Genomic DNA, 24083 nt, shown 5'->3' on the forward strand with positions numbered 1-24083 from the left:
GCCGCAGGGCCGGTCCGGGGGCCTGCTGTCCGTCCCCGGCGAGCGGGGGGCGGGACGCCGTACGACCCACGTCGGCGTGTACGTTGGCCGCTGGTCCGCGCCACACGTACACGTGGACGGCGCCGGCAACTGCTAGGGGAAATGGAGCACATGGCACGCGTCGCCGTCATCACCGCGCCGAACATCGGGTACCGCAACACCGGCATGCTGACCGTCGACTTGGCGTTCGAGTCCCTGCGGCGGCGTATGACCCCCGAGATCGACGCCACCTGGTACACCCTGCACACACCGGAGACCGTGCCCCTGCGCGAGTGCGCGCGAGGCACCGGCTTCCCGTTCCGTTTCCACCCCCTGTCCGAGCACCTCGACACGCTCCGCGACCACGACGCGGTCGTCTTCTGGGGCGACTTCCTCCACACCCGGCACTACCTGGAGCAGGACGCGACCAACCGCCTGCTCGACTTCGGTTTCGCCGAGGACCGTGACGCGGCCCGGCGCCTGCTGAACCGCACCCTGTTGTTCGCGGACCAGCCGGACGAGCTCCTCGCGCGGACCCTCAGCTACGGCGGGACCATCCTGCACAACTCGCAGTCCGACTACGAGGACTTCGAGGACAAGGAATACGGCCCCCTGTTCTCACGCCTGGTGACGCGCAGCCGCCGCGTCTGGGTGCGTGACCCGCTCTCGGCCGCGAAGATCGCGCACCTGCGCCGGGACCGTACGACCGACTATTTCGGTTCGGACGCGGCGCTCCTGTCCCGCCCGGGCGACCTCGACCACCTCCCGACGACGCAATGGTCCCGGGAAGTCCCGGACGGCGGTGCGATCGGCGTGTTCCTCGGTGCCCGGACGCGGATCCCCGAGTGGCTGCCCGCCTTCTGCCGGGACCTGTCCGAGCGCCTGGGCGCCCCGCTCGAATGGCTGCCCTGGTTCGAGCGGGACATCCCCGCTCCCGTCGGCCACATCGCGCCGCGCCCGGGCCCGCACACCATCGGCGACCTGGTGGGGGTCCTCCCCCGCTACCGCCTGGTCATCACGGACACCTACCACCTGTGCGTCAACGCCTGGGGCGCCGGCACCCCCGCGGTGTGCGTCGGCGCGCCCGAGCCGGCCCCCAAGACCCACGACGACTACCTAACGCTGAGCGATGTGAAGAAGCACGTCTTCCACATGGCTTACGACGCGACGGACTTCTACGTGTCGACCCTCCCCGACAGCCGGGAGGGCCACGAGCGGCGCATCGACCGGCTGGTACGCCTGGTGGAGGGCGGCGGGGCCGAGGCGGTGGCCACCCGCATCCGCGATCACGCCGACCATTCGGCGGCCGCGTTCACCGGGACGCTGGCCTCGTTGCTCGACGCACCCGGCCCCACCCTTGCCCCGTGACCGACAGACCCGTCCGCGTGCTGCTCGCGGAGGACCAGGGCATGCTGCGCGGTGCGCTCGCACTGCTGCTCGGGATGGAGGCCGACATCGAGGTCGTCGCCCAGGTGGGGGCCGGTGACGCGATCCTGGACGCGGCACTCACCCACCGCCCCGACGTCGCGCTCCTCGACATCGAACTCCCGGGAATGAGCGGCCTGGACGCCGCCGCCGAGCTGCGCGACCGGGTGCCGGGCTGCCGCGTGCTGATCCTCACCACCTTCGGCCGGCCCGGCTATCTGCGCCGTGCCATGGAGGCGGGTGCGGCCGGCTTCCTCGTGAAGGACGGCCCCGTGGAGGAACTCGCCGCCGCGGTCCGCCGCGTCCTGGCCGGCGAGACCGTCGTCGACCCCGCCCTCGCCACGGCCGCACTCAGCGCCGGCCCCAACCCCCTCACCACCCGCGAGAGCGACGCCCTCAAGGCCTCGGCGGACGGCGCGACGGTCGCCGACATCGCCGGCAGACTCCACCTCTCGGAGTCCACCGTCCGCAACTACCTCTCCTCCGCCATCGGCAAGACAGGCACCCGCAACCGCACGGAGGCCCTGCGCGAGGCCCGCCGCCAGGGCTGGCTGTGAGAACTCAGCCCCGCCGGAACAACGCCGTCCACAGAAAGCCCTCACCGAACCACGCCGACTCCTCCGGCTCGTCCCGCATCCGCCGCAGTTCGACCTCGGTCAGGCCCGAGAAGATCTCCCGCAACGACTCGGGCGTGTACGCGAGCCCGCCCCCGAGCCCCTTCGTGCCACGGTAGAAGTCGGTGTCGGACAGCTCCGACCCCATCCCGCCGGCACCGGCGGCGAAACACGTGAGGCTGAACAGGCCCCCGGGAGCCAGGACGTCGTCCAGCAGCGCCAGATAGCTGATCCGCCGGTGCGGAGGCAGATGGTGGAAGCAGCCGGAGTCGTGGACGAGGTCGTACGGCCCGGTGAGTTCCGTACCGGCGAGCGCGAAAGCGTCCCCGCAGTGGAACCGTACGCCCTCCACCCCCGCCTCACGGGCCCGTTCCCGGGCCCAGTCGACGGCCTCGGGAGACAGGTCGACCGCGTCCACCTGGAACCCCCGCTCCGCCAGGTACAGCGCGTTGCGCCCCGGGCCGCATCCCAGGTCCAGCGCCCGCCCTCCGCTGACCAACCCCCGTTCCACACAACTCACCAGGTTCTCGTCCGGCTTCGCCACGAAGAACGGCACCGACCGGGAACGGCCGGCGTAGAAGCCGTCCCACCACTCGGCGCCCCGCCCCGTCCACCGATCGGCCTCGGGCGCGAACAGCCCGTCGAGCAGCGCGAGTACGTCCTCGACGGTGCGTATGTTCCGGTCCATCCGGTCCCCTTCCGCGTCCGGCAACCGTACGCTTCGGCAGGGCGAAAGCCCAGGTCAGGCGGATTTCCTGGCGCCGATGAAGTGCCTCCTGCGGCCCATGGCGTGACCGGGACCGCACCCGTCGGCCCGTCACCCCGCCCCCGGACCGAAACACCGGCGGCGCGCCGCCCAGGTGCCTCGACGCCCCCGCCGCGGACGCCGCGACGCGCGCTGATGTCCCGCCGTCTGCAGCTCTAGGGTTCCCGTGCCGTCCGCGGCAGCCAGACCCACATCAACAGCACTCCCCCCGCCAGCACCCAGGCCCCCACCCGGAACGCCAGGGCATACCCCTCCGTCAGCGCCGCCGGCGTCCCGCTCCCCGCCGACCGGGCCGCCGCGAGTGTGGACAGGACTGCCAGGCCCAGGGAACCGCCCATCGTGCGGGAGGTGTTGACGAGGCCGGAGACCAGCCCGGCCTCCTCCGGCGCCGACCCGGACGTGGCCAGGGAGGCCAGCGGCGTCGCCGCCAGACCCGCGCCGAGCATCATCAGGAAGCCGGGAACCAGGATCGTCGTCGCGTACGCGCCCTCGGGGGTCATCGTGGACTGCCAGCCGAAGCCCACGACCGCGACCAGTGTCCCCAGCGCCGCCACGTTCCGCGGCCCCAGCCCGCGCATGAGCCGGGGCGCGAGCTTGGAGCCGAGGATGACGGCCAGGGAGCTGGGCACCAGGGCGAGTCCGGCCTCCAGCGGGGTGTAGCCCAGGACGTTCTGCGCGTACAGGGTCATGAAGAACCACATGCAGAACATCGCGGAGCCGCACAGGAACATCGCCGCGTTCGCCGACGACACCGGCCGCAGCCGCAGCAGCCCGAGCGGCATCAGCGGACTCTCCGTCCGGGCCTCGACCGCGAGGAACAGCCCGATCAGCGCCAGCCCGGCGAGCAGCGGCAGCAGCGTGGCCGTCGCCGTCCAGCCCGCCGCCTCCGTCTGGGAGATGCCGTAGGCCAGCGTGCCGAGGCCGCCCGTCACGAGCAGCGCGCCCGGCAGGTCGAGCCGCCGTCCGTCACCGGCCCGGCCCTCGGTGAGGAACCAGGCGGCCGCGCACAGCACCACCGCCCCCACGGGCACGTTGATGAGCAGCACCCACCGCCACGACAGCGTCTCCACCAGCAGCCCGCCGACCAGGCCGCCCGCCGCGCCACCACCGGCACCGACCGCCGTCCAGGTCCCGATGGCCCGGGCCCGGGCGGCGCCCTCCGGCACCGAGGCCGTGAGGATCGTCAGCGTCGAGGGTGCCAGCACCGCCGCGCCCAGCCCCTGCACGGCCCGCGCGACCAGCAGCTGCCAGTCGTCCTGTGCCAGCCCGCCCGCCAGCGAGGCCAGGGTGAACAGGCCGAGCCCGACCAGGAACATCCGCTTGCGGCCGTAGAGATCCCCCGCCCGCCCGCCGAGCAGCATGAACCCGGCGAAGGCGATGGAGTAGGCGTTCACCACCCATTGCAGGCCCTGCTCGCTCAGTCCGAGCCCGGTCCGCATCGACGGCAGCGCCACGTTGACCACGGACACGTCCAGCACGACGAGGAACTGCCCGGCACACGTGAGCGCGACCACGAGCCAGGTGGGAGGCGCGGAACGGCGAGACGTACGGGTCGGTCGGGCGGCTTGGAGCATGGGTGTCATGCTCTCAACCACTCCATGCTCCTGGCATCGGGATTTCGACCTAGGCCCGTTCGCCAAGAGAAGGTCAAGATTTCGTTAGAGTGCCAAAGCAACGGAATAGTTGCCTGGACATACAAGGTTCACAGACCACGTAACCACGCAACTCCCGACCCCCGTCCCGGAGGCCCCACTCAATGACGCAGACGACGACAGTCCGTCCCGCCGGCAGAGCGAGCGGGGCCGTGGTCCCGGTACTCGCCTTCGCGGGCATCGTTGTCGCGGTGATGCAGACCCTGCTCGTCCCGGTCATCAAGGATCTGCCGCAACTGCTGGACACCGCCCCCGGTGACGCCACCTGGGTCCTGACCTCGACCCTCCTCTCGGGCGCGGTGGCCACCCCGATCATGGGCCGCCTCGGCGATCTCTACGGCAAGCGGCGCATGCTGATCACGAGCCTGGCGGTCATGGTCGTCGGTGCCCTGGTCAGCGCGTTCACCAGCGACCTGCTGCTCATGATCGCCGGCCGTACCCTCCAGGGCTTCGCGATGGGCGCCATCCCGCTCGGCATCGGCCTGATGCGCGACATGCTGCCCCGCGAACGGCTCGGCTCGGCGATGGCCCTGATGAGCTCCTCCATAGGCGTCGGCGGCGGTCTCGCCCTGCCCGCCGCCGCCCTGGTCGCCCAGCACACCGACTGGCACGCCCTGTTCTACGGCGCCGCCGGACTCGGTGTCCTCGCCATCGCCCTCACCCTGCTCGTCGTGCCCGAGTCGCCGATGCGCGCCGAGGGCTCCTTCGACCTGCCGGGCGCACTCGGCCTGTCCACCGGGCTCGTGCTCTTCCTGCTGCCGATCACCAAGGGCAGCGACTGGGGCTGGACCTCCGGCACCACGCTCGGCCTGTTCGCCGCCGCCGCGGTCGTCCTGCTCCTGTGGGGCGTGATGGAACTGCGCGTCAAGGCCCCGCTGGTCGACCTGCGCACCACGGCCCGTCCGGCCGTCCTCTTCACCAACCTCGCCTCGATCATGGTCGGCGTCTCCTTCTACGTCGTCTCCCTGGTCCTGCCCCAGCTGCTCCAGCTGCCGAAGTCCACCGGCTACGGCCTCGGCCAGTCGATGGTCGTCGCGGGTCTGCTCGTCGCCCCGCTCGGCCTGACGATGATGTTCACCGCGCCCGTCTACGCCCGGCTGTCCGCGAAGTACGGCCCCAAGGTCACCCTGATCCTCGGCCTGCTGATCATCGCGATCGGCTACGGCGCCGGCCTCGGCCTGATGAGCGCCGCCTGGCAGAGCCTGGTCATCTCGGTCCTGCTGGGCGCGGGCATCGGCCTGGCCTACTCCTCGCTGCCCGCGCTGATCGTGGGCGCGGTCCCGGCCTCGGAGACGGGCGCCGCGAACGGCCTGAACACCCTGATGCGTTCCATCGGAACGTCGGTGTCGAGTGCCGTGATCGGCATGGTGCTGGCGAACACCGCCGACAACGTCGGCGGCGTCGAGATCCCGACCATGCACGGCTTCCGGGTCTCCTTCCTGATCGCGACGGGCGCCGTGGCCGTGGGCCTGCTCCTGGCCCTGTTCCTGCCGGGCCGCCGCCCGTCGGACAAGCCGCAGCTGCGCGCCGGCAGCGAGGAGGACGCGGCACTGGAGCGCGCCGAGCAGGTCCTGCGCGGCTTCCGCGGCCGCGTGCTGGCGGCCGACGGCACGCCGGTCGCCCGCGCCAAGGTCACGCTGATCGACCGCCGGGGCCGCCAGGCCGGCGCGACGCTCTCCGCCGAGGACGGCGCGTACGCGCTCACCGTCCCGGCCGGTGGCTCGTACGTCGTGGCCGCCCGCGCCACGGGCCACGCCCCGCTCGCCTCGTCCGCGAACCACGCGGGCGACGAGCGGCCGGTCGACCTCGACCTGTCGCTGCCGGGCCGGACGGTCTCCGCCTGACCCTGCCCTCCAGGCGGCGGGCCCCACATGCGGCCGCACGCGCGCACGCACGGAAGGGGACGTGTCGGGGGGGTGTCCGCCCGCAGCGGTTGGCGCGTCAACGGACAGTGAGTCGGTGTCCGAGCCCATCGCGCCGTTCCGAGGACGGACACCCCCAGCGCGGCCCCGACCCACCACCGCCGCGCAGGCGCAAGCGGCGCGCACCCCTACCGGCGACCAGACGCCCCGGCCCGACCGCCGGAGGCACCCGCACCTTCCACCCATCCGGTCCCCCCGTCACCCCCCGGCAGGCGGTACGGCACCATGGGCGATCGGACAGTCGTACGACCGGAAGGAACCCCATGCCCGCGGCCCCGAAGCCCGAGATCCTGGCCGCTTTCGAGGCGGCGAAGGGGTTCATGCCCCTGGGCGAGGGACTGGCCCTGTACGCGGCGGCGGTGGAAGCCGGACGGCTCGGGCTCCCGCTCCTGGAGGTCGGCACGTACTGCGGCCGGTCCACGATCCTGCTCGCCGACGCCGCCCGCGAGGCCGGGGTCGGCGCGCTGACCGTCGACCACCACCGCGGCAGCGAGGAACAGCAGCCCGGCTGGGAGTACCACGACCCGGAGACGGTCGACCCCGAGCTCGGCCTGATGGACACGCTGCCCACGTTCCGCCGCACGCTGCACCGGGCGGGCCTGGAGGACCACGTGGTGGCCCTGGTCGGCCGTTCCCCGCAGATCGCGGCGATCTGGCAGACCCCCCTCGGCTTCGTCTTCATCGACGGCGGCCACACCGACGAGCACGCCACTGCCGACTACGAGGGCTGGGCCCCGCACGTGGCCGAGGGCGGCCTGCTCGTCATCCACGACGTCTTCCCCGACCCGCAGGACGAGTTCACCGGCCAGGCCCCCTACCGCGTCTACCTCAGGGCCCTGGCATCCGGGGCGTTCACGGAGGTCTCGGCGACGGACTCGCTGCGCGTGCTGCGGCGCACCGGCCCGGGCGTCTAGGAGAACGGCTGGGCGGGTGAACTGCGCCCTCTCCGCCCCCTCCCGGTCGGCCCACGGGCGGCGTGGCGAGTCGGCGGGCGACCGCCGCTGCCCAAGGATCCGGGCGCGTGGCACACACCTTCGCAGAGCTCGTGGAGAAGCAGCGCGCGGCGGACGAGGCGTACGCCCGCGTGCGGCAACTGCAGGACGCCTACGGTCCGCCCACCCAGACCAAGTGGAGCGGCCAGCAGACCACCACTTGGGAGACCGCCTGGCGCGCCTGGCGCGACCTCGCCCGCGACGTCCAGGCAGCGGTGACCGCGTACGCGAAGCAAGAGGGCTCACCCCGCCAGGAGATCGAGGCACGGGTGAAGGAGGCGGTACGGCACGGGAGCCCCGGCGGGAACCAGGAGTAGCCGCCACCCGTTGGGCCGTCCTCGCCCCGCTGCCGCCCGGCCACGGCCGCTAGGGTGGCAGACGTGTCGTACGTAGGCCCGGACTTCGAACCTCCCCAGCCCCGCCGCTCCCGCCGCGGCCCCCTGACCGTCGCGCTCGCCGCGCTGGTGCCCGGGGCACTGCTCGGCTGGCTCGTGTACGAGACGATGGGCGGCTCGGGGGACCAAGGCGGCTCGGGTCAGGCGACCGTACGGTCCTCCCCGCCCTCCGCGCCCTCCGACGACGGCAAGAAGCCGAGCGCCTCACCGACACCGACGGCGTCCTCGACCTCCGCGCCCGCCCCGGCCTCCGGCCCGCTCAAGGGGAAGGTCGTCGTCATCGACCCCGGGCACAACCCGGAGAACTTCCAGCACCCGTCCGAGATCAACCGCAAGGTGAACATCGGGACGAACTGGAAGGAGTGCGACACCACCGGCACATCCACCAACGACGGTTACACCGAGGCGAAGTTCACCCTGGACGTGGCGCACCGGATGCGCACACTCCTCGAAGAGCAGGGCGCCACGGTGAAGCTGACGCAGGACGGCGACGGGCCGTACGGCCCGTGCGTGGACGAGCGGGCCCGGATCGGCAACGAGGCGAAGGCCGACGCCGTGGTCTCGGTCCACGCGGACGGCTCGGGCACCGGCAACCGCGGCTTCCACGTCATCCTGCCCGGCACGGTCCACGCGGGCGGCGCCGACACCCGCGCGATCGTCGCCCCCTCCCGCGATCTCGGCGAGCGCGTCGCGGGCCGCTTCGTGGCCGTCACCGGCAGCGCGCCGTCCAACTACGTCGGCGACGGCACCGGTCTCGTCACGCGTAAGGACCTGGGCGGTCTCAATCTGTCAACGGTTCCCAAGGTGTTCATCGAGTGCGGCAACATGCGCGATAGCAAGGACGCGGCGCTGCTGACCAGTGGCGCGTGGCGGCAGAAGGCGGCGCAAGGGATCTCTGAAGGGATCGCAGGGTTCCTGAATAGGTAAGGAGCTGCACAGCTTCGACAGCCATTCGTGACCCTGCCATGTACATGCTCAGCTTTCCCTCAAGTTGATTGCATTTGCGTACGACCACTTGATCAACTTGCTCTCGACCGGAGGCATTCATGGCCTCCAACGAGAAACGGGGAACGCGATGAAGCGTCGTACAGCCCAGTTCGGAGCGACAGCCGTCGCTCTCACCGCCTGCCTGGCGGGCACCGGCGCCACGGCCCAGGCCCAGTCGGCATCGCTCACCGCTGAGACCCGAACGGTCAGCGCGGCCGATGCTCCCTTCTACCCGTACGGCAAGCTGGTGCACGTCAAGTCCATCGGAACGAAGTGCGGCAAGAAGCCGCTCGCGAAGGCATCCGGCCCGGGCGGCACCAGGCTCGGCATCTCCGAGACCAAGTCGGTCAGCACCACTCTGTCGAAGAACATCGGGGTGACCTACAACGCCATCAGCGCGGGTGTCGGCTGGGACGTGGAGAAGAGCCGCAGCATCACCGTCAGCGGCACCAGGGAAGTGTCTCGCGGCAAGCACGGAACACTGACCGCTTACACCAAGTACAGCGGCAAGAAGTTCGACATCTACGACAACCTGCAGTTCAAGATCGTCCAGAAGAACAAGACGGCTTACAAGCCGATCGGTGTCTGCTTCACGTACACGGAGAAGTAACGGCGCGTAGGAGCTGACACCCGCATGGGCCAGAGTGGCCCGCCGGGCTCCCGGCGGGCCACTCTCTCGCCAGGAGACGCAGGAACGGCCGTTGATCCGGGCAGACACCCCTGCCGAGCGGGGGATACCCTCATCCGTACCATGAGGGGCCACCCCCGCGCTCCCCACCACGCCCTCGCGGCGCCATGGTGGCAGCGGCGCCTCCACCGACGACGAGACGACTGGCGAAGGAACTGAAGTGAATATCCGCTCCCTCACTCGAGGCGACGGCGTGGTGATCGGAGCAGCGGTGTTGCTGTTCATCGCGTCGTTCCTCGACACCTACGGCGGCGACAGCAGCAACATTCCCAACGCCTGGGACAACCTCGGCCTGCTGATGAGCGTGTACGTGGGCGGCATCATCGGCGCGGTCCTGATCGTCGTCGCCCGTGCGCTGCCGCAGCCCCGGACCGTCGTCGGGCTCGAACTGGGTCAGGTCGGCGTCGCGCTGACGGTCTTCGCCGCATGGACCGCGTTCTGGACGATCATCGACCCGGCGGGTTCGATCAGCACGGAGGGATTCGACGTCGAGGTGGGCTCCGGCCTGATCCTCGGCCTGATCGGCGCCCTGTTGCTCGCCGCCGGCGCCATCGCCACTCCGCTGGTCCCAGTTCTCAAGGGCGCCCTCATCCCCGCTCCGCGCCCGGCCGCCCCGCAGCCCTACGGTGCCCAGCCCCCCGGGGGTTACGGTTACCCGGGAGCGCAGCAGCCCGGCGGCTACGGCCACCCGCAGCCGGGACAGCCACAGCCCGGGCAGCCGTTCGGCGGCCAGCCCCAGCAGGCGCAGGCCCAGCCGCAGCAGCAGCCGGCCGGGGACTTCTCGCCGTTCTGGTTCGCGGTGCCGGTGCCGCGCCCGCTGTTCGCCGAGGACGGCTCGCCGACGCCGATCGCCGAACTCGCCCCGGGCACTTGGTACCTGGCCGTCGAGCAGCGCGGCCCGGCCCTGGTCGCCCAGACGCAGGACGGCCGCCGCGGTGTCCTGCAGGACACGTCGGGCATCCAGCGCGGCTGAGCCCCTGAACGACGTACGGCCCCTCACCCTTCCGGGTGGGGGGCCGTTGCCGTACAGTCGTCGCCCCGTCAGCTGACACATCGTCAGGAGGCAGGCATGCGGCTCGGTCTCGCGCTCGGCTACTGGGGCCGCGGCCCCTCCCCCGACCATGTGCCGCTCGCGCAGGAGGCCGAGCGGCTGGGCTACGACTCGGTGTGGACGGCGGAGTCGTGGGGCTCGGACGCCTTCACGCCGCTCGCCTGGATCGCGGCGCACACCTCCCGCGTCCGACTGGGCACGGCCGTCGCACAGATGGCGGCCCGCCCGCCGACCACGACCGCGATGCACGCGCTGACCCTGGACCACCTCTCCGGCGGCCGCGTGATGCTGGGCCTCGGACTGTCCGGTCCGCAGGTCGTCGAGGGCTGGTACGGCCGCCCGTTCCCGAAGTCGCCGCTGACCGCGACCCGCGAGTACGTCGACGTCGTTCGGCAGGTACTGCGGCGGGAGGCGCCGGTGGAACTGGCCGGCCGCTTCCACTCCCACCCCTACCGGGGCCCCGACGCCACCGGCCTCGGCAAGCCGCTCAAGCCCATCACCCACCCCCTGCGTCCCGGCCTGCCGGTCCTGCTCGGTGCCGAGGGGCCGAAGAACGTCGCGCAGACGATCCGCATCGCGGACGGCTGGCTGCCGCTGTACTGGTCACCGACGCGGCCGAAGAAGGCGTACGGGGAGCGGGTCGCCGACCTGCCGGAGGGATTCATGGTGGCGCCCATGGCCCAGGTGCGGGTCTGCGACGACGTGACCGAAGGCCTCCTGCCCGTCAAAGCCATGCTCGGCTTCTACATCGGCGGCATGGGTCACGCGGCCCGCAACTTCCACGCCGACCTCATGGCCCGCATGGGTTACGAGGAGGAGGCCCGCCGCATCCAGGAGTTGTTCCTGTCCGGCCGCAGGGAGGAGGCCGTATTCGCCGTCCCGGACTCCTTCGCCGACGAGATCTCCTTGGTCGGTCCGCGAGAACGCATCGCGGAGCGGCTGGAGTTGTGGCGCAAGGGGCCGGTGACCGACCTGCTGGCGCTGGCTCCGGACCGGACGTCGCTGCGGGTGCTGGCGGAGCTCAACTCCTAGGCCTCGCACACTCCTTGACGGATGCAGGCATTCCGGGGTCCGTCGCCCGCGGCACCGGGTATACCTCTGTGGTCCGTGCCGTGCGAGGCGTGAGGGGGGCTCATTGGGGCGGGGGGTGCGGCGCTTTCTCTTTCTGATGTTCACGACAGCGCTGCTGTGCATGATGCTCAGCGTGACCGCCCGGGCGGCGGACGACGACTGCCACACCGAACAGCTGAAGGCAGCCCGCGTCACCGCATCGGTCCGCCTCAAGCACGAGGGCGAGGACTACAGCAGGGCCGAGGGCCGCCTCACGGTGAAGGTGCCCAAGTCGTGGCGCCTGGCGGCGGATCTGCTGCTGAACGGGGACACGGAGCGGTACCGGACCGCGATGCGGTGTCTGCTGCGCGATGCCGGCACTCCCTTCCAGTACCGGGACACGGAGGGACGCGCGCACCCGCCGCGGGTGACGGTCCAGAAGAAGTGGATGACGGTCGAGCATCGCGTCACCGCGTTGGTCATCAATCTGCAGGACCGGGACTTCGGGCCCTGGCGCATCACTGAGGGCAACCGCCTGTGGACCCTGGAGTTGGTACGCCCTCCCGCACTGGAGAAGGCCTGGTGGCAGGAGGTGACCGTCGATCTGGGCGGGCGCGCCGCGCGGCGCGTCTCCCCGGCACCGGACACCGGCTCCACGCACAAGCTGACCTGGGCCGCACAGAAGGCGGGAGGAAAGCCGCCCGAGGTGCGGGTCCTCCTTCAGCCGCCGGCGACCAAGGCCACGGCCGCGCGATGGGGCCAGCTCCCCTGGCACATGCTGGACAGGCTGGCCTGGCTGCCTTTCGACGTGGTGATCCTCGTCTTGCTCCTGTCCGTGGTGCGCGCGGTGCGGGACGAGCCCGTCTCCTCGCCGCCCGCCGACGCGGAGGAACACACGGTCCGCAATCTGCTGCACATGGGCTGGCTGGCGTTCGCGGTCACCGTCACCCAATACGTCACCAACGTGTTCCTGGACCACATGTCCGGTCTCGTCGTCGTGCTCCTCACGGGCCTGGCGCTGTGCGCCTTCGGCAGGCCCGGGCGGGTCGCGGTCGCGCTCGTCGTGGCCGCCGGTGGCTACGTCGCCGCGGTGGTGTGCCGTCCTGACTGGTTCGCGCTGCCCTCCGGTCTGGAGCTCGGCTGGGAGGGCGCCCCGGAGGCGGTGCGGTGGTTCCGGGACGAGGGAGGCATGTACGCGTTCGTCTCGGCCTGCGCCTGCCTGGTCTTCGTCTGGCTGGTGGGCATCGTCTCCTTCCTGGTGCGGCTGTGGCGGGCCTGCGACGCCACGGCTGCGGTGTCGTCCCGCGGCCGCTTCCCGCTCAGCGTCCTGGGCGTGCTCATCTTCGCGTCGGCGGCTCTCCCGGCGGCGAGCGTGTGGACCGCGCAGAACGCGTGGGAAAGCCGGAGCTGGCTCAGCCGGCGCACCGCGGACGAGGACTACGGGCTGTGGCATGTGGCGTCGCTCTTCAACGACGACGTCCGCTGGTTCCCCGAGGCGTGGGTGGACTGGTTCAGCATGGAGTACTTCTGGTGGTGGGGCCCGTCCCTGGCGATCGTGGCCGTGCTGCGCGCCCGGCACCGGGCGGCGGCCGAGCCGGTCGTGCTGCCGTCGCCGGCGGAGGTACTGACCCTGAAGGTGTTCTTCGTGGTCGCGGTCGCGCCGCTCCTCGGCTGGTACGCCGGTGTCCCGCTTCCCCTGCCGCCGCTGCTGGCGCTCTGGCTCGCGCTGACCGCGCTGCTGGCCTTCGGCGCCAGGCGCTCGGTCCTGTACCGGGAGCTGCTGCCCGGTGTCCGGGTGCACGAGGTGGTCAGGGAGTTCGACAGGCGGCGGCTGCTCAAAGCGGCCCGGCGCCACCGCGAGCTGCACGCGCAGCTGCGCCGCGTCGAGCAGGGCCAGCAGGACGGTCAGCGGGCCGAGTTGGAGCACGAGCTGGACCGGCTGAACCGGCTGCCGCACCCGTCCCCTCCCCCGGGCCTCCCCAACACCTGGGTCCGGCTGCCGCACTCCGCGGGGCCGGTGGAGCTGGCCCTGGCCTGGGGGCCGCGCACGACCTGGTGGGGCAACGCCTGCCGGGCCGCGTACTTCGCCACGCTGGCCTCGGTGCCGACGGCCGGTGTACTGCTCTGGGCCGAGCATGTCAGGGGGACGCTGTGGACCGACAAGTTCGTGGAGCGCTTCGGGTTCGTCGACACGGTGGCGTCCCTGATGAGCATGGGGATCACCTGGGCGGGCGCCGGGTTCATGCTGGGCGCCCTGTGGCGCGTACTGCCCGGCCGTCGCGGTCCCGTGCGGGCGTTCTGGCTGTCTCTCGTGTACGCGGTCCCCGCCTTCGTGCACTGGACCGGTGTCCGGCTCGTCGACCAGCCCTTCGGCACCTGGGCGCTCAACGTCAGCCTCACCCTGCTCGTCCTCACCGTGACCGGGGTCGCGATGGACATCGACACCTTCCGCAGAGAGGGGCACTACTGGCCCACCAAGGCGGGCCTGCTGCTGTCGGTGTACCAATGGCGTACGGCCTCGCTCCAAGTGGCGTTCCTCGTCGCCCAGGTCGTGGCACTGGTGACCATCTGGCAGCAGCTCAAGGGGGCTGAGCCGATGGTGCTGATCGAGCGGGACCCCAGCGAGGGCGCCGGGGGCGGTGGTTCCGGGAGCGCGCCCTGACCGTGAAGGCCTAAGGGTTTATCCGGCACTTGGCGGGCAACCCGATGGACATGTCCCCTCGATATCGCAACGGTGCGAATCAGGCCGGCACGGTCATCGCGGTCGTCGCCGACATCATGGCCCTCATCCTGGGCCTGTGGATTCTGATGTACCTGCTGGACGCGAACCGGGCGAACGACTTCGTCCAGTTCATCCATGACGCGGCCCGCTGGCTGGCGGGTTGGTCCCACGACCTCTTCACGTTCGACGAGGCCTGGGCCCGAGTGGTCGCCGGTTACGGCCTGGCAGCGGTGGTCTACCTGTTCGTGGGCCACGCGATCGCCAATCGCGCACACCGGCACTGACCCCCTAGTGGCGCGGGGAACTGCGCGAGCAACCACCCACAACCCGCGCCCGCCAACCCCCCACAACCACCCGAGCTCCTAGGCGCAGCAGTCCGACTCGAGCCCCAGTGGCAGGCCCTCGCCGCCGAAGACCCGGCACGTGGCCTCATGGCCCCCCAGCGCGGCGACGGCCAGCAGCAGCGACCCCGCCGTCCACGTGGTCAACTCGCGCGGCCAGATCGCCTTGTCCTCGAAGACGTACCCCGTCCAGTACAGGCCGCTGTCCGGATCGCGCAGGTGCTGGATCGACTGGAGGACCTCCAGCGCACGGTCCGACTCCCCCATCGCCCAGAGCGCCAGCGCCAGTTCCGCGGACTCGCCCCCTGTCACCCACGGGTTGGGGACCACGCACCGCACCCCCAGTCCCGGGACGACGAACCGGTCCCAGTCCTCCTCTATGCGGGCCTTGGCCTCCGCACCGGTCAAGGCGCCGCCGAGCACGGGGTAGTACCAGTCCATCGAGTAACGGTTCTTGTCGAGGAACCGCTCCGGGTGCCGGCGTATCGCGTGCCGCAGCGCGCCCGCCGCCAACTCCCAGTCCGGCTGGGCCTCTTCCCGCTGCTCGGCGATCGCCAGCGCGCACCGCAGGGCGTGGTGGATGGAGGAGCTGCCCGTGAGCAGGGCGTCCGCCGTGTCCGTGCCGTCGTCGTCGCGCCGCCAGCCGATCTGCCCGCCCGGCTGCTGCAGGCGCAGCACGAACTCCACCGCCGCGTACACCGCCGGCCACATCCGCTCCAGGAACGTGTCGTCGCCGGTGGAGAGGTAGTGGTGCCAGACGCCGACGGCTATGTAGGCGACGAAGTTGGTCTCCCGGCCCCGGTCGGTGACGTCGGCGAAGTCCCCGTCCGCATAGGCCGCGTACCAGGAGCCGTCCTCGTTCTGGTGCCGGGCCAGCCACAGGTAGGCCCGTTCGGCGGCCTCGTGTTCACCGGCCGCGTCGAGGGCCATCGCGGCCTCGACGTGGTCCCACGGGTCGAGGTGGTGTCCCCGGAACCACGGGATCGCGCCGTCCTCGCGCTGCACGGCGAGGATGCCGGCGACGGTCGCGGCGGCCTGCCCGGCGGTCAGGACCCCGGGCAGGACCAGATGTTCCGTCCGGGGAGTCGTCACCGGGCGTCCGCCCCGGTGTCGGAAAGACGCGGCAGGTGCGGCTTGGTCGCGTACGCCACGAAGCTCTTGCCGATCAGCGGGTTCAGCGCCTGCTCCGCGACCCGGGTGGCCAGCGGTTTCTTCATGATGTCCCAGACCAGGAGCTTGTGGTACGCCCGTACCGGCAGCGCCTTGTCGTTGTCGACGCCGAAGGCGCACTTCAGCCACCAGTACGGGGAGTGCAGCGCGTGGGCGTGGTGCGTGCCGTACGGCTCCAGGCCGGCCTCGCGGATCTTCTCGAGCAGCTCGTCCGCCTTGTAGATGCGGATGTGGCCGCCCTCGACCTCGTGGTAGGCGTCGGACAGGGTCCAGCAGACCTTCTCGGGTCCGTAGCGCGGGACGGTGACGGCGATGCGCCCGCCGGGCCTCAGCACGCGCACCATCTCCGCGAGGACGCCCTTGTCGTCCGGGATGTGCTCCATCACCTCGGAGATGATCACGACGTCGAAGGACTCGTCGGGGAAGGGCAGTGCGAGGGCGTCGCCCTCCATGGCCGTGGCAGTGGCGCCCTCGGGGGCCTCGCCGGCCTCCTTCATCGCCGCGAACCACTTGGCGACCTCGCGGATCTCCTCGGCGTTCTGGTCCAGCGCCACGACCTGCGCGCCGCGCCGGTAGCACTCGAACGCGTGCCGGCCGGCACCGCAGCCGAGATCCAGGACACGGTCGCCCGGGGCGAGCGGGAACCGGGAGAAGTCGACGGTCAGCACGTGGCCCTGCTTTCGGAGTTGACGCCTTCTGCTTCTGTGGTGGCTGCGGAGACAGCACCCGCGGGAGCCGCGGAACGCCCGGGGGCGAGGGCCGCCGGCTGATCGACGCCCGCTGCGGGGAGGCCGGAAGCCGGGGGCGTGGAGCCGGCGGACGCCGGGGGCGTGGAGCGGTCGCCGCCCGTCACGGAAGCGCCGGAAGTCAGGGACGCCGAGCGGCCAGCGCCCGCTGCGGAGCGGTCGGAAACCACAGACGCACGACCGCCGGCAACCACGGCCCCCGAGCGGTCACCGCCCACCGCGGAGTCGGCGGAATCCAGGGACGCCGGACGGTCACCGCCCACCGCAGAACCGCCGGAGGCCGGGGGCGTCGAACGGCCCTCGGCGTCACCCCCGGCGCGGGCGATCGCCTCGCGGTACCGCGCCACCGTCCCCTCCGCCGCCCTGGCCCAGGTGAAGTGCCGCAGTACCCGTTCCCGCCCGGCCGCGCCGAGCCGTGCCCGGAGTTCGGCGTCGCCCAGCAGCCGGCCCAGCCCCGCCGCCAGTGCCTGCGCGTCGCCCGGCGGCACCGCCAGGCAGGTCTCCCCGTCCCGGCCGGCGACCTCGGGGATCGCCCCGCCGGTCGTGGCGAGCAGGGGCGTCCCGGTCGCCATGGCCTCGGCGGCCGGCAGCGAGAAGCCCTCGTAGAGCGACGGCACGCACGCGACCTGTGCCGAGCGCACCAGGTCGACGAGTTCCGCGTCGGAGATGCCCTTGACGAACTCGACGGCGCCGTCGAGGCCGTACCGCTCCATCGCCTGGGCGACGGGCCCCTCGGCCGGACGCTTGCCGACGACGACGAGCTGGGCACCGGGGTGCTCGGTACGTACCTTGGCGAGCGCCTCGACGAGATGGACCAGGCCCTTCAGCGGCACGTCCGCGCTGGACGTCGTCACGATCCGGCCCGGCACGACCGGCACGGAGGGGTCCGGCGAGAACAGGTCGGTGTCGGCGCCGATGTGGACCACGTGGATGCGGTCCTGGCGTACGCCGAGGTGGTCGACGATCTCCTGGCGGGACGTGCCGGAGACGGTGAGCACGGACGGCAGCCGCCGCGCGACGCGCTTCTGCATGCGCGTGAAGGCGTACCAGCGCCGCACCGACCAGCGCCGCTGCCAGCCCTGGGCCGCGTCCAGCTCCAACTGCCGGTCGACGGTGATGGGGTGGTGGATCGTGGTCACCAGGGGCGCGCCCACGTCTCCCAGCAATCCGTACCCGAGCGTCTGGTTGTCGTGGACGACGTCGAACTCGCCGCGGCGCGCACGCAGATGGCGGCGGGCGCGCAGCGAGAACGTCAGTGGTTCGGGGAAACCGCCGGTCCACATGGTCGCGACTTCGAGCGCGTCGATCCAGTCGCGGTACTCGTCACGCTTCGGCGTGCGGAATGGATCCGGCTGGCGGTAGAGGTCGAGACTGGGCAGCTCGGTGAGGCCGAGCTCGTCGTAGCCCTCGTCGAGCACGGGATACGGCTGTGCGCCGATGACCTCGACCCGGTGGCCGAGGCGGGCCAGTTCGCGCGAGAGATGCCGGACGTAGACGCCCTGGCCGCCGCAGAACGGGTTCCCTTTATAGGTGAGGAGCGCGATGTTGAGCGGTCGCAAGCCGTCGGCAGCGGGGCCCTCCGGAGCCCCGGCCTCCCTGGCCTCAGCGGTCACTCTGGGCCCCCTTCTCCCTGCTCTGTCCCGCGAGATTACGCCGGGACGCTAATCTAGAACAAGTTTCAGACTTGATCGTTCGGAGGCTCTGAATCTACCGGCAGGTAGGGGCGCTGTGACCGGTGGATCAGGTGATTCACGCCACGGCCGGTGCCGTGCCATGCTGTCTGATCACTCGTCCTCACGGACGGTCACGGAACGGGACCGACCCATGCCCGCGGAAGCCAAGGTGAGCGCCAAGGTGAACAAGGTGGCCAAGGTGGATGCCAGCGCCGCAGCCTCCGCCTCCCCGCCCCTGACGGAGCGACAGGAGGCCCGCCGTCGCCGCATCCTGCACGCGAGCGCGCAGCTGGCCAGCCGGGGCGGTTTCGACGCCGTGCAGATGCGCGAGGTCGCGGAGTCCTCGCAGGTGGCGCTCGGCACCCTGTACCGCTACTTCCCCTCCAAGATCCATCTGCTGGTCGCCACCATGCAGGACCAGCTGGAGCACATGCACGGCACGCTGAGGAAGAAGCCCCCGCAGGGCGAGACGGCGGCCGAGCGGGTCGCGGAGACGTTGATGCGGGCCTTTCGCGCCCTCCAGCGCGAACCGCATCTGGCCGACGCGATGGTCCGCGCGCTCACCTTCGCCGACCGGAGTGTGAGCCCGGAGGTCGATCAGGTCTCGCGGCAGACGACGGCGATCATCCTGGACGCGATGGGGCTGGAACACCCCACCGCGGAGCAGCTGTCGGCGGTCCGGGTCATCGAGCACACCTGGCACTCGGCCCTCATCACCTGGCTGTCCGGCCGCGCCTCCATCGCCCAGGTCAAGATCGACATCGAGACGGTGTGCCGCCTGATCGACCTGACGGCGCCGGACGCACGTGAATGACCTACGAGACGGGTTCCCTTCGCCGGCATGGTCCGGATCAGGTCATGGGGGTCGCCTTCCGGTCGCCCGGCCTCTCAGCCCTGCGACCTTCCGGCCTCTCAGCCCTACCGTCGCAGTCGGCACCGGCGGAAGCCGGAGCTTCCTGCCAGAGTCGGCTACTCCGGTCGGACTCCCTCACTCGTCCCGTAGGCCTATATCCAGGTTAGAACTTCTGTCCGCCAAGAAAAGCCCCTGTGCGGATTTTTTACCTAAATGTCCTGAGTAGCCCATACGGCCCCGCTCGAGGCCCCCGTCGCCGCGACGAAACCCCGATCCGGAAGGAACATGAGGGAGTCAGAGTGACTTATCGGGCGGAAGTGAAAGGGCGATCCCATGCCGAAGTACCTCTTCAAGGTAAAGCTGACCCCGGACGGGCTGAAGGGTCTGCTCAAGGAAGGCGGGAGCGCGCGGCGTGACGTCGTCGGGCGCATGATCGAGGGCCTCGGGGGCCGGGTCGAGACGATGTACTGGGCCTTCGGCGAGGACGACGTCTACGTCACGGCGGAGCTGCCGGGCAACACCTCCGCCGCGGCCTTGGGCATGGTCGTCTCGGCGGCCGGCGGGGTCCGCACGAGCACGGTCGTCCTGCTGTCGGCCGAAGAGGTCGACGAGGCCGTCCGGCAGCAGGTGGACTACCGGGCACCCGGAGCCTGACGGACCCTCCGCCTGATCCAGACGACAGGCCCTACTCCTCCGGCGGGAACACCGGCTCCCCGCTGTCCCCCAGCGTGATCGTGATCGCCTCCACCGGACAGCTCTCCGCCGCCTCCAGCACCCGCTCGTTCGCGTCCGTGTCCGAGGCGACCGGATGGGACTGCCGGGCGGAGTCCAGGCGGAAGCCGTCCGGCGCGTGGTGGAGGCACTGGGCGGAGCCGATGCACAGGGAGCGGTCGACCTCGACGTGCCAGCGGTCGCCCATCGCTACGCGTCCGCCGGGAGGTGGATCATCTTGTGCTCCAGGTACTCGCCGTACCCCTCCGGCCCGAACTCCCGCCCAAGGCCCGAGTTCTTGTAGCCGCCGAAGGGGCCCAGCATGTCCAGGCTGAAGGTGTTGACCGAGTACGTGCCCGTACGGACCTGCCGGGCGATCTCGATGCCGTGCTCGACGTCCGCCGTCCACACGCTGCCGCTCAGTCCGTAGTCGGAGTCGTTGGCGATCTTCACGGCGTCGGACTCGTCGTCGTAGGGCAGCAGGCAGATCACCGGGCCGAAGATCTCCTCGCGGGCGATGCGCATGGAGTTGTCGACGTCGCCGAAGAGGGTCGGCTCGACGTACCAGCCGCGGTCGAGGCCGGCCGGGCGTCCGCCGCCGGTCAGGATCTTCGCGCCCTCCTCCTGGCCGATGCGTATGTAGTCGAGGTTGCGCCGCTGCTGCCGCCTCGCGACCAGCGGGCCCACCTGGGTGGCCGGGTCCAGCGGGTCGCCGACCGTCAGCGCGCCCGCCGCCGCGGCCAGGGCGTCGGCGAACTCGTCGTAGCGGGAGCGCGGGAGGAGGATGCGGGTCTGGGCGACGCAGGCCTGCCCGTTGTTCATCCAGGCCGCGGGGGCGATGCCCGCCACGGCCGTCGCGACGTCCGCGTCGGGCAGGACCACGGCCGCCGACTTGCCGCCCAGTTCGAGCGTCACGCGCGTGAGGTTGCGGGCCGCCACCTCCATCACGCGCTTGCCTGCCGCGACCGACCCGGTGAAGGACACCTTGTCGATGCCGGGGTGCCCGACCAGGTACTCGCTCACCTCCCGGTCCGCGGGCAGGATCGACAGCACGCCCTCCGGCAGCCCGGCCTCCTTCGCGATCTCGCCGAGCAGGTACGCGTCCAGCGGTGACTCGGGCGAGGGCTTGAGCACGGCCGTGCAGCCGGTGAGCAGGGCGGGGGCGAGCTTGGCGGCGGCCACGAACTGCGGGACGTTCCAGGGGACGACGGCGGCGACCACCCCGACGGGCTCCCGACGGACGAGGATGCGGCCGAGCACGCCGTCGCGCCGCTCCTCGTACGTGAAGTTCCGCGCGACGGTGATCGCCGAGTCCCAGACCATCACCGCGCCGAGGGCCTGGGCGAGGACGCTCCAGGAGTACGGCGAGCCGTTCTGGGCGGAGATCACGCGGGCGATCTCGTCGTGCCGGGCGGCGATCCCGTCCTTGATCCTGCTCACGACCTCGATCCGCTCGTCGAGGCTCATGCGCGGCCAGGGTCCCTCGTCGAAGGCCCGCCGGGCCACCCCCACGGCCCGGTCCACATCCGCCGTCGAGGCGTGCGGGACGCGCCCGATGACCTCTTCCGTGTGCGGCGAGATCACCTCGATGACGTCCGCACCCAGGGGGTCGGTCAACTCCCCGCCGACGAACAGCTGTCCGTGTTCCACGAGCTCGGTCATGGCCGACTGCCTTCACATCTGACGGTGTTTCAGAAACTGATACCAGTTCTCGTTATAGTGGGCAATGGCCGTGGAACGGAGGGCAGATGAGGAACAGCCAGGACCGCGAGCCCGCACCGGCGGTGTACGACCACGGCGGAGGCGTCCGGTCCGTCCGGGTCCCCATCCCGGACAACCCCCTCGGCCACACGCTGGTGTACGTCGTCGACACCGCCCGGGGCCCGGTACTGATCGACACCGGCTGGGACGACCCGGCGTCCTGGGACACCCTCGCGTCGGGCCTCACCGCCTGCGGCACCTCGGTCGACGCGATCCACGGCGTGGTCGTCACCCACCACCACCCGGACCACCACGGCCTGTCCGGCCGGGTCCGTGAGGCCTCGGGCGCGTGGATCGCGATGCACCCTGCGGACACCGCGGTCGTACGGCGAACCCGCGAGGCCCGTCCCGAGCACTGGTTCTCGTACATGACGGCCAAGCTCACCGCCGCCGGTGCGCCCGAGGAGCACATCGCCCCGCTGCGCGCCGCCCGGCCCCGCGCCCTGCCCGGCCTCTCCCCCGCCCTGCCCGACCGCGACATCGTCCCCGGCGAACTCCTCGACCTCCCCGGCCGCCGCCTACGCGCGATCTGGACCCCGGGGCACACGCCGGGCCACGTCTGCCTCCACCTGGAGGAGACCCACCCCGCGCAACTCCCCGGCCACGGCCGCCTGTTCTCCGGCGACCACCTGCTGCCCGGGATCACCCCGCACATCGGCCTCTACGAGGACCCCGACGACACCACCGTGACCGACCCCCTGGGTGACTACCTCGACTCCCTGGAACGCGTGGGCCGCCTCGCCCCCGCCGAGGTGCTCCCGGCCCACCAACACCCGTTCCCCGACGCCCCCGCCCGCGTACGCGACCTGCTCGCCCACCACGAGACCCGCCTCACGGGCCTGCTGACCCTCCTCACCGAGCCGCTCACCCCCTGGCAGCTCGCCGAGCGCATGGAGTGGAACCGCCCCTGGGCCGACATCCCCCACGGCTCCCGCACCATCGCCGTCTCGGAGGCCGAGTCCCATCTGCGCCGCCTGGTCAAGCTGGGCCGGGCGGAGGCGGTGCCGGGGAGCGAGCCCGTGACGTACAGGGCGGTGTAATGGGGTGGCAAACCCGGCGGAGGACAGGCCGCCGAGGTGCTACGAAACAGGCATGGGTCCCATGGAACGCCTCCTCGCCGAACGCGCCTGCGAGCGCCTGATCCTCGACTTCGTCCACCGGCTCGACCTCGGCGAACCCTCCTCCGTCGCCGACCTGTTCACCGAGGACGGCGTCTGGCGGTGGCCGGAGGGCGAGCGGCTGGTCAAGGGCCGAGACGCCCTGCGCACCTACTTCGGCTCCCGCCCCGCCGACCGGCTGTCCCGCCGCCTGATGTCCAACGTCCTGGTCACGGTGACGTCCCCGGACGCGGCCACGGCGATTTCGTACTTCACCACGTACCGCGTAGACGGCTACGACGGCGGCATGGTCCCGGCCGGGCCGCCGGTCCAGATCGGGCACTACGAGGACACGTTCCACAAGGCCGACGGCACCTGGCTGCTCGCCTGCCGGACGCTGCACCTGCCCTTCGGCGGAGCCACCCCGCGGGCGAACTCGCCTTTGGCATAAGCCGGATGGCGTCGTGGCGGGGCCCCTAGGATGAATGCGCCGCGGAGCTCGCAGGCCTGCGGAGTGCGTTCCACCGCAAGGAGACATGCCCATGGGCACCCAAGAGGCCGCTCGTACCACGCCCGGCTGCGGAGCCCTGGACGGCAGATCGGCCGGGCCCATGGCGCCGCGGCTGGCGCTGGGCGCACGGCTGCGCCGGCTGCGGGAGGAGCGCGGCATCGGGCGGGCGGACGCGGGGCACGTCATCCGGGCCTCCTCGTCCAAGATCAGCCGGATGGAGGCCGGCCGGCACGGGTTCAAGCTGCGGGACGTCGCCGATCTGCTCACGCTCTACGGCGTCACGGACGAGGCCGAGCGCGCGACCCTGCTGGCGCTGGCCGAGCAGGCCAACACCCCCGCCTGGTGGCAGTACTACAGCGATGTGGTGCCCGCCTGGATGCAGACCTATCTCGGCGCCGAGCAGGCGGCGAGCGTCATCCGCTGCTTCCATGTCCAGCGCGTCCCCGGGCTGCTCCAGACCGCCGACTACGCACGGGCCTCCATCCGGCTCGCCCACCCGGACGCCGGCGCGCAGGAGACGGACCGCCGGGTCGCGCTGCGGATGACCCGCCAGCGGATTCTGCACCGGCGGCCGGCGGCCCGGCTGTGGGCGGTGATCGACGAGGCGGCGCTGCGTCGCCCGGTGGGCGGCCTGGCCGTCATGCGCGCCCAGCTCAGGCATCTCATCGAGATCTGCGGACTCCCGCAGGTCACGGTCCAGATCCTGACCTTCCGCGCCGGCGGCCACGCCGCGGAGGGCGGCCCGGTCACGATTCTGCGCCTGCCCGGCGGCGAGTTGCCCGACGTGGTCTACCTCGAACAGCTCACCACCGGGCTCTATCCCGACCGGCCGGCCGAGATCGAGTGCTACTGGGACGCGATGAACCGGCTGGTGGTCGAAGCCGAGTCACCGGACGAGACTCCGACCATCCTCCACCGCATCCTCCAGGAGACCTGAG

23 protein-coding genes are annotated in these 24083 nt (G+C 71.5%); 16 read left to right on the plus strand and 7 right to left on the minus strand.

Annotation, left to right across the window (positions count from 1 at the left end; all coding sequences use genetic code 11):
• The first annotated feature begins 150 nt into the window (after window positions 1-150).
• Together ACIBNA_RS23450 and ACIBNA_RS23455 are read left to right on the plus strand one after the other, a co-directional pair.
• Window positions 151-1386: a polysaccharide pyruvyl transferase family protein gene (locus ACIBNA_RS23450; RefSeq protein ID WP_399167079.1), complete on the plus strand. Its 1236-nt coding sequence runs from the start codon at window positions 151-153 to the stop codon at window positions 1384-1386.
• Window positions 1383-2000 carry a response regulator gene (locus ACIBNA_RS23455; RefSeq protein ID WP_399167080.1) on the plus strand — a complete coding sequence of 206 codons (618 nt, stop codon included), beginning with the start codon at window positions 1383-1385 and terminating at the stop codon, window positions 1998-2000. Before ACIBNA_RS23450 ends, ACIBNA_RS23455 begins: the two co-directional genes overlap by 4 nt.
• A gap of 4 nt (window positions 2001-2004) precedes the next feature.
• On the opposite strand, the gene ACIBNA_RS23460 is transcribed toward ACIBNA_RS23455, so the two are convergent.
• Window positions 2005-2745: a class I SAM-dependent methyltransferase gene (locus tag ACIBNA_RS23460; RefSeq protein WP_399167081.1), complete on the minus strand. Its 741-nt coding sequence runs from the start codon at window positions 2743-2745 to the stop codon at window positions 2005-2007.
• A gap of 233 nt (window positions 2746-2978) precedes the next feature.
• Entirely contained in the window at window positions 2979-4406 is a 1428-nt protein-coding gene (locus ACIBNA_RS23465) for an MFS transporter (RefSeq protein ID WP_399167082.1), read from the minus strand.
• Window positions 4407-4579: 173 nt separating this feature from the next.
• Between ACIBNA_RS23465 and ACIBNA_RS23470 the strand changes: the two genes are divergently transcribed.
• The 9 genes from ACIBNA_RS23470 (at window position 4580) to ACIBNA_RS23510 (ending at window position 14566) form a co-directional block, all read left to right on the plus strand.
• Window positions 4580-6319 (plus strand): MFS transporter, encoded by a 1740-nt coding sequence (locus ACIBNA_RS23470; RefSeq protein WP_399167083.1) that lies wholly within the window; start codon window positions 4580-4582, stop codon window positions 6317-6319.
• 341 nt (window positions 6320-6660) lie between these two features.
• Window positions 6661-7311 (plus strand): class I SAM-dependent methyltransferase, encoded by a 651-nt coding sequence (locus tag ACIBNA_RS23475; protein ID WP_399167084.1) that lies wholly within the window; start codon window positions 6661-6663, stop codon window positions 7309-7311.
• A gap of 107 nt (window positions 7312-7418) precedes the next feature.
• Complete coding sequence (locus ACIBNA_RS23480) at window positions 7419-7706, plus strand: hypothetical protein (protein WP_399167085.1); 288 nt, start codon at window positions 7419-7421, stop codon at window positions 7704-7706.
• 63 nt (window positions 7707-7769) lie between these two features.
• On the plus strand, window positions 7770-8711 hold the full coding sequence (locus ACIBNA_RS23485) for an N-acetylmuramoyl-L-alanine amidase (protein WP_399167086.1): 942 nt from the start codon (window positions 7770-7772) through the stop codon (window positions 8709-8711).
• A 148-nt stretch (window positions 8712-8859) separates the two neighbouring features.
• Window positions 8860-9381, plus strand: coding sequence for a hypothetical protein (locus ACIBNA_RS23490; protein WP_399167087.1), 522 nt, complete (start codon window positions 8860-8862; stop codon window positions 9379-9381).
• A gap of 238 nt (window positions 9382-9619) precedes the next feature.
• Window positions 9620-10432, plus strand: a complete 813-nt coding sequence (locus tag ACIBNA_RS23495) for a hypothetical protein (RefSeq protein WP_399167088.1) — start codon at window positions 9620-9622, stop codon at window positions 10430-10432.
• A 96-nt stretch (window positions 10433-10528) separates the two neighbouring features.
• The gene (locus ACIBNA_RS23500; protein ID WP_399167089.1) at window positions 10529-11542 is read left to right on the plus strand and encodes an LLM class F420-dependent oxidoreductase; all 1014 of its coding nucleotides are present in this window, start codon (window positions 10529-10531) and stop codon (window positions 11540-11542) included.
• Between the two features lie 136 nt (window positions 11543-11678).
• A complete protein-coding gene (locus ACIBNA_RS23505; protein ID WP_399167090.1) occupies window positions 11679-14222 on the plus strand; it encodes a DUF6185 family protein in 2544 nt (847 codons plus the stop codon).
• A gap of 50 nt (window positions 14223-14272) precedes the next feature.
• Window positions 14273-14566: a hypothetical protein gene (locus ACIBNA_RS23510; RefSeq protein WP_399167091.1), complete on the plus strand. Its 294-nt coding sequence runs from the start codon at window positions 14273-14275 to the stop codon at window positions 14564-14566.
• A gap of 78 nt (window positions 14567-14644) precedes the next feature.
• On the opposite strand, the gene ACIBNA_RS23515 is transcribed toward ACIBNA_RS23510, so the two are convergent.
• Genes ACIBNA_RS23515 through ACIBNA_RS23525 form a run of 3 tightly spaced genes read right to left on the minus strand, consistent with a single transcriptional unit; the run spans window position 14645 to window position 18152 of the window.
• Complete coding sequence (locus ACIBNA_RS23515) at window positions 14645-15715, minus strand: prenyltransferase (protein WP_399167092.1); 1071 nt, start codon at window positions 15713-15715, stop codon at window positions 14645-14647.
• Window positions 15712-16461: a class I SAM-dependent methyltransferase gene (locus tag ACIBNA_RS23520; protein WP_399167093.1), complete on the minus strand. Its 750-nt coding sequence runs from the start codon at window positions 16459-16461 to the stop codon at window positions 15712-15714. The genes ACIBNA_RS23515 and ACIBNA_RS23520 overlap by 4 nt, the downstream gene beginning before the upstream one ends.
• Window positions 16455-18152, minus strand: coding sequence for a glycosyltransferase (locus ACIBNA_RS23525; protein WP_399167094.1), 1698 nt, complete (start codon window positions 18150-18152; stop codon window positions 16455-16457). Before ACIBNA_RS23525 ends, ACIBNA_RS23520 begins: the two co-directional genes overlap by 7 nt.
• A 211-nt stretch (window positions 18153-18363) precedes the next feature.
• On the opposite strand from ACIBNA_RS23525, the gene ACIBNA_RS23530 reads away from it, so the two are divergent.
• On the plus strand, window positions 18364-19026 hold the full coding sequence (locus tag ACIBNA_RS23530; RefSeq protein WP_399167095.1) for a TetR family transcriptional regulator: 663 nt from the start codon (window positions 18364-18366) through the stop codon (window positions 19024-19026).
• 372 nt (window positions 19027-19398) lie between these two features.
• A complete protein-coding gene (locus ACIBNA_RS23535) occupies window positions 19399-19719 on the plus strand; it encodes a GYD domain-containing protein (protein ID WP_274815939.1) in 321 nt (106 codons plus the stop codon).
• Window positions 19720-19750: 31 nt separating this feature from the next.
• On the opposite strand, the gene ACIBNA_RS23540 is transcribed toward ACIBNA_RS23535, so the two are convergent.
• Window positions 19751-19984: a ferredoxin gene (locus ACIBNA_RS23540; protein ID WP_399167096.1), complete on the minus strand. Its 234-nt coding sequence runs from the start codon at window positions 19982-19984 to the stop codon at window positions 19751-19753.
• A 2-nt stretch (window positions 19985-19986) separates the two neighbouring features.
• Window positions 19987-21438 (minus strand): aldehyde dehydrogenase, encoded by a 1452-nt coding sequence (locus ACIBNA_RS23545; protein ID WP_399167097.1) that lies wholly within the window; start codon window positions 21436-21438, stop codon window positions 19987-19989.
• Window positions 21439-21524: 86 nt separating this feature from the next.
• On the opposite strand from ACIBNA_RS23545, the gene ACIBNA_RS23550 reads away from it, so the two are divergent.
• The 3 genes from ACIBNA_RS23550 to ACIBNA_RS23560 all read left to right on the plus strand — a co-directional run bounded on the left by ACIBNA_RS23550 (window position 21525) and on the right by ACIBNA_RS23560 (window position 24082).
• The gene (locus tag ACIBNA_RS23550) at window positions 21525-22577 is read left to right on the plus strand and encodes an MBL fold metallo-hydrolase (RefSeq protein WP_399167098.1); all 1053 of its coding nucleotides are present in this window, start codon (window positions 21525-21527) and stop codon (window positions 22575-22577) included.
• A gap of 52 nt (window positions 22578-22629) precedes the next feature.
• Window positions 22630-23085: a nuclear transport factor 2 family protein gene (locus ACIBNA_RS23555; protein ID WP_399167099.1), complete on the plus strand. Its 456-nt coding sequence runs from the start codon at window positions 22630-22632 to the stop codon at window positions 23083-23085.
• Between the two features lie 91 nt (window positions 23086-23176).
• Window positions 23177-24082 (plus strand): helix-turn-helix domain-containing protein, encoded by a 906-nt coding sequence (locus tag ACIBNA_RS23560; RefSeq protein WP_399167100.1) that lies wholly within the window; start codon window positions 23177-23179, stop codon window positions 24080-24082.
• Window position 24083 lies beyond the last annotated feature (1 nt).

This window comes from Streptomyces sp. NPDC050164, from assembly GCF_044459945.1.
GTDB lineage: Bacteria > Actinomycetota > Actinomycetes > Streptomycetales > Streptomycetaceae > Streptomyces > Streptomyces coeruleorubidus_A.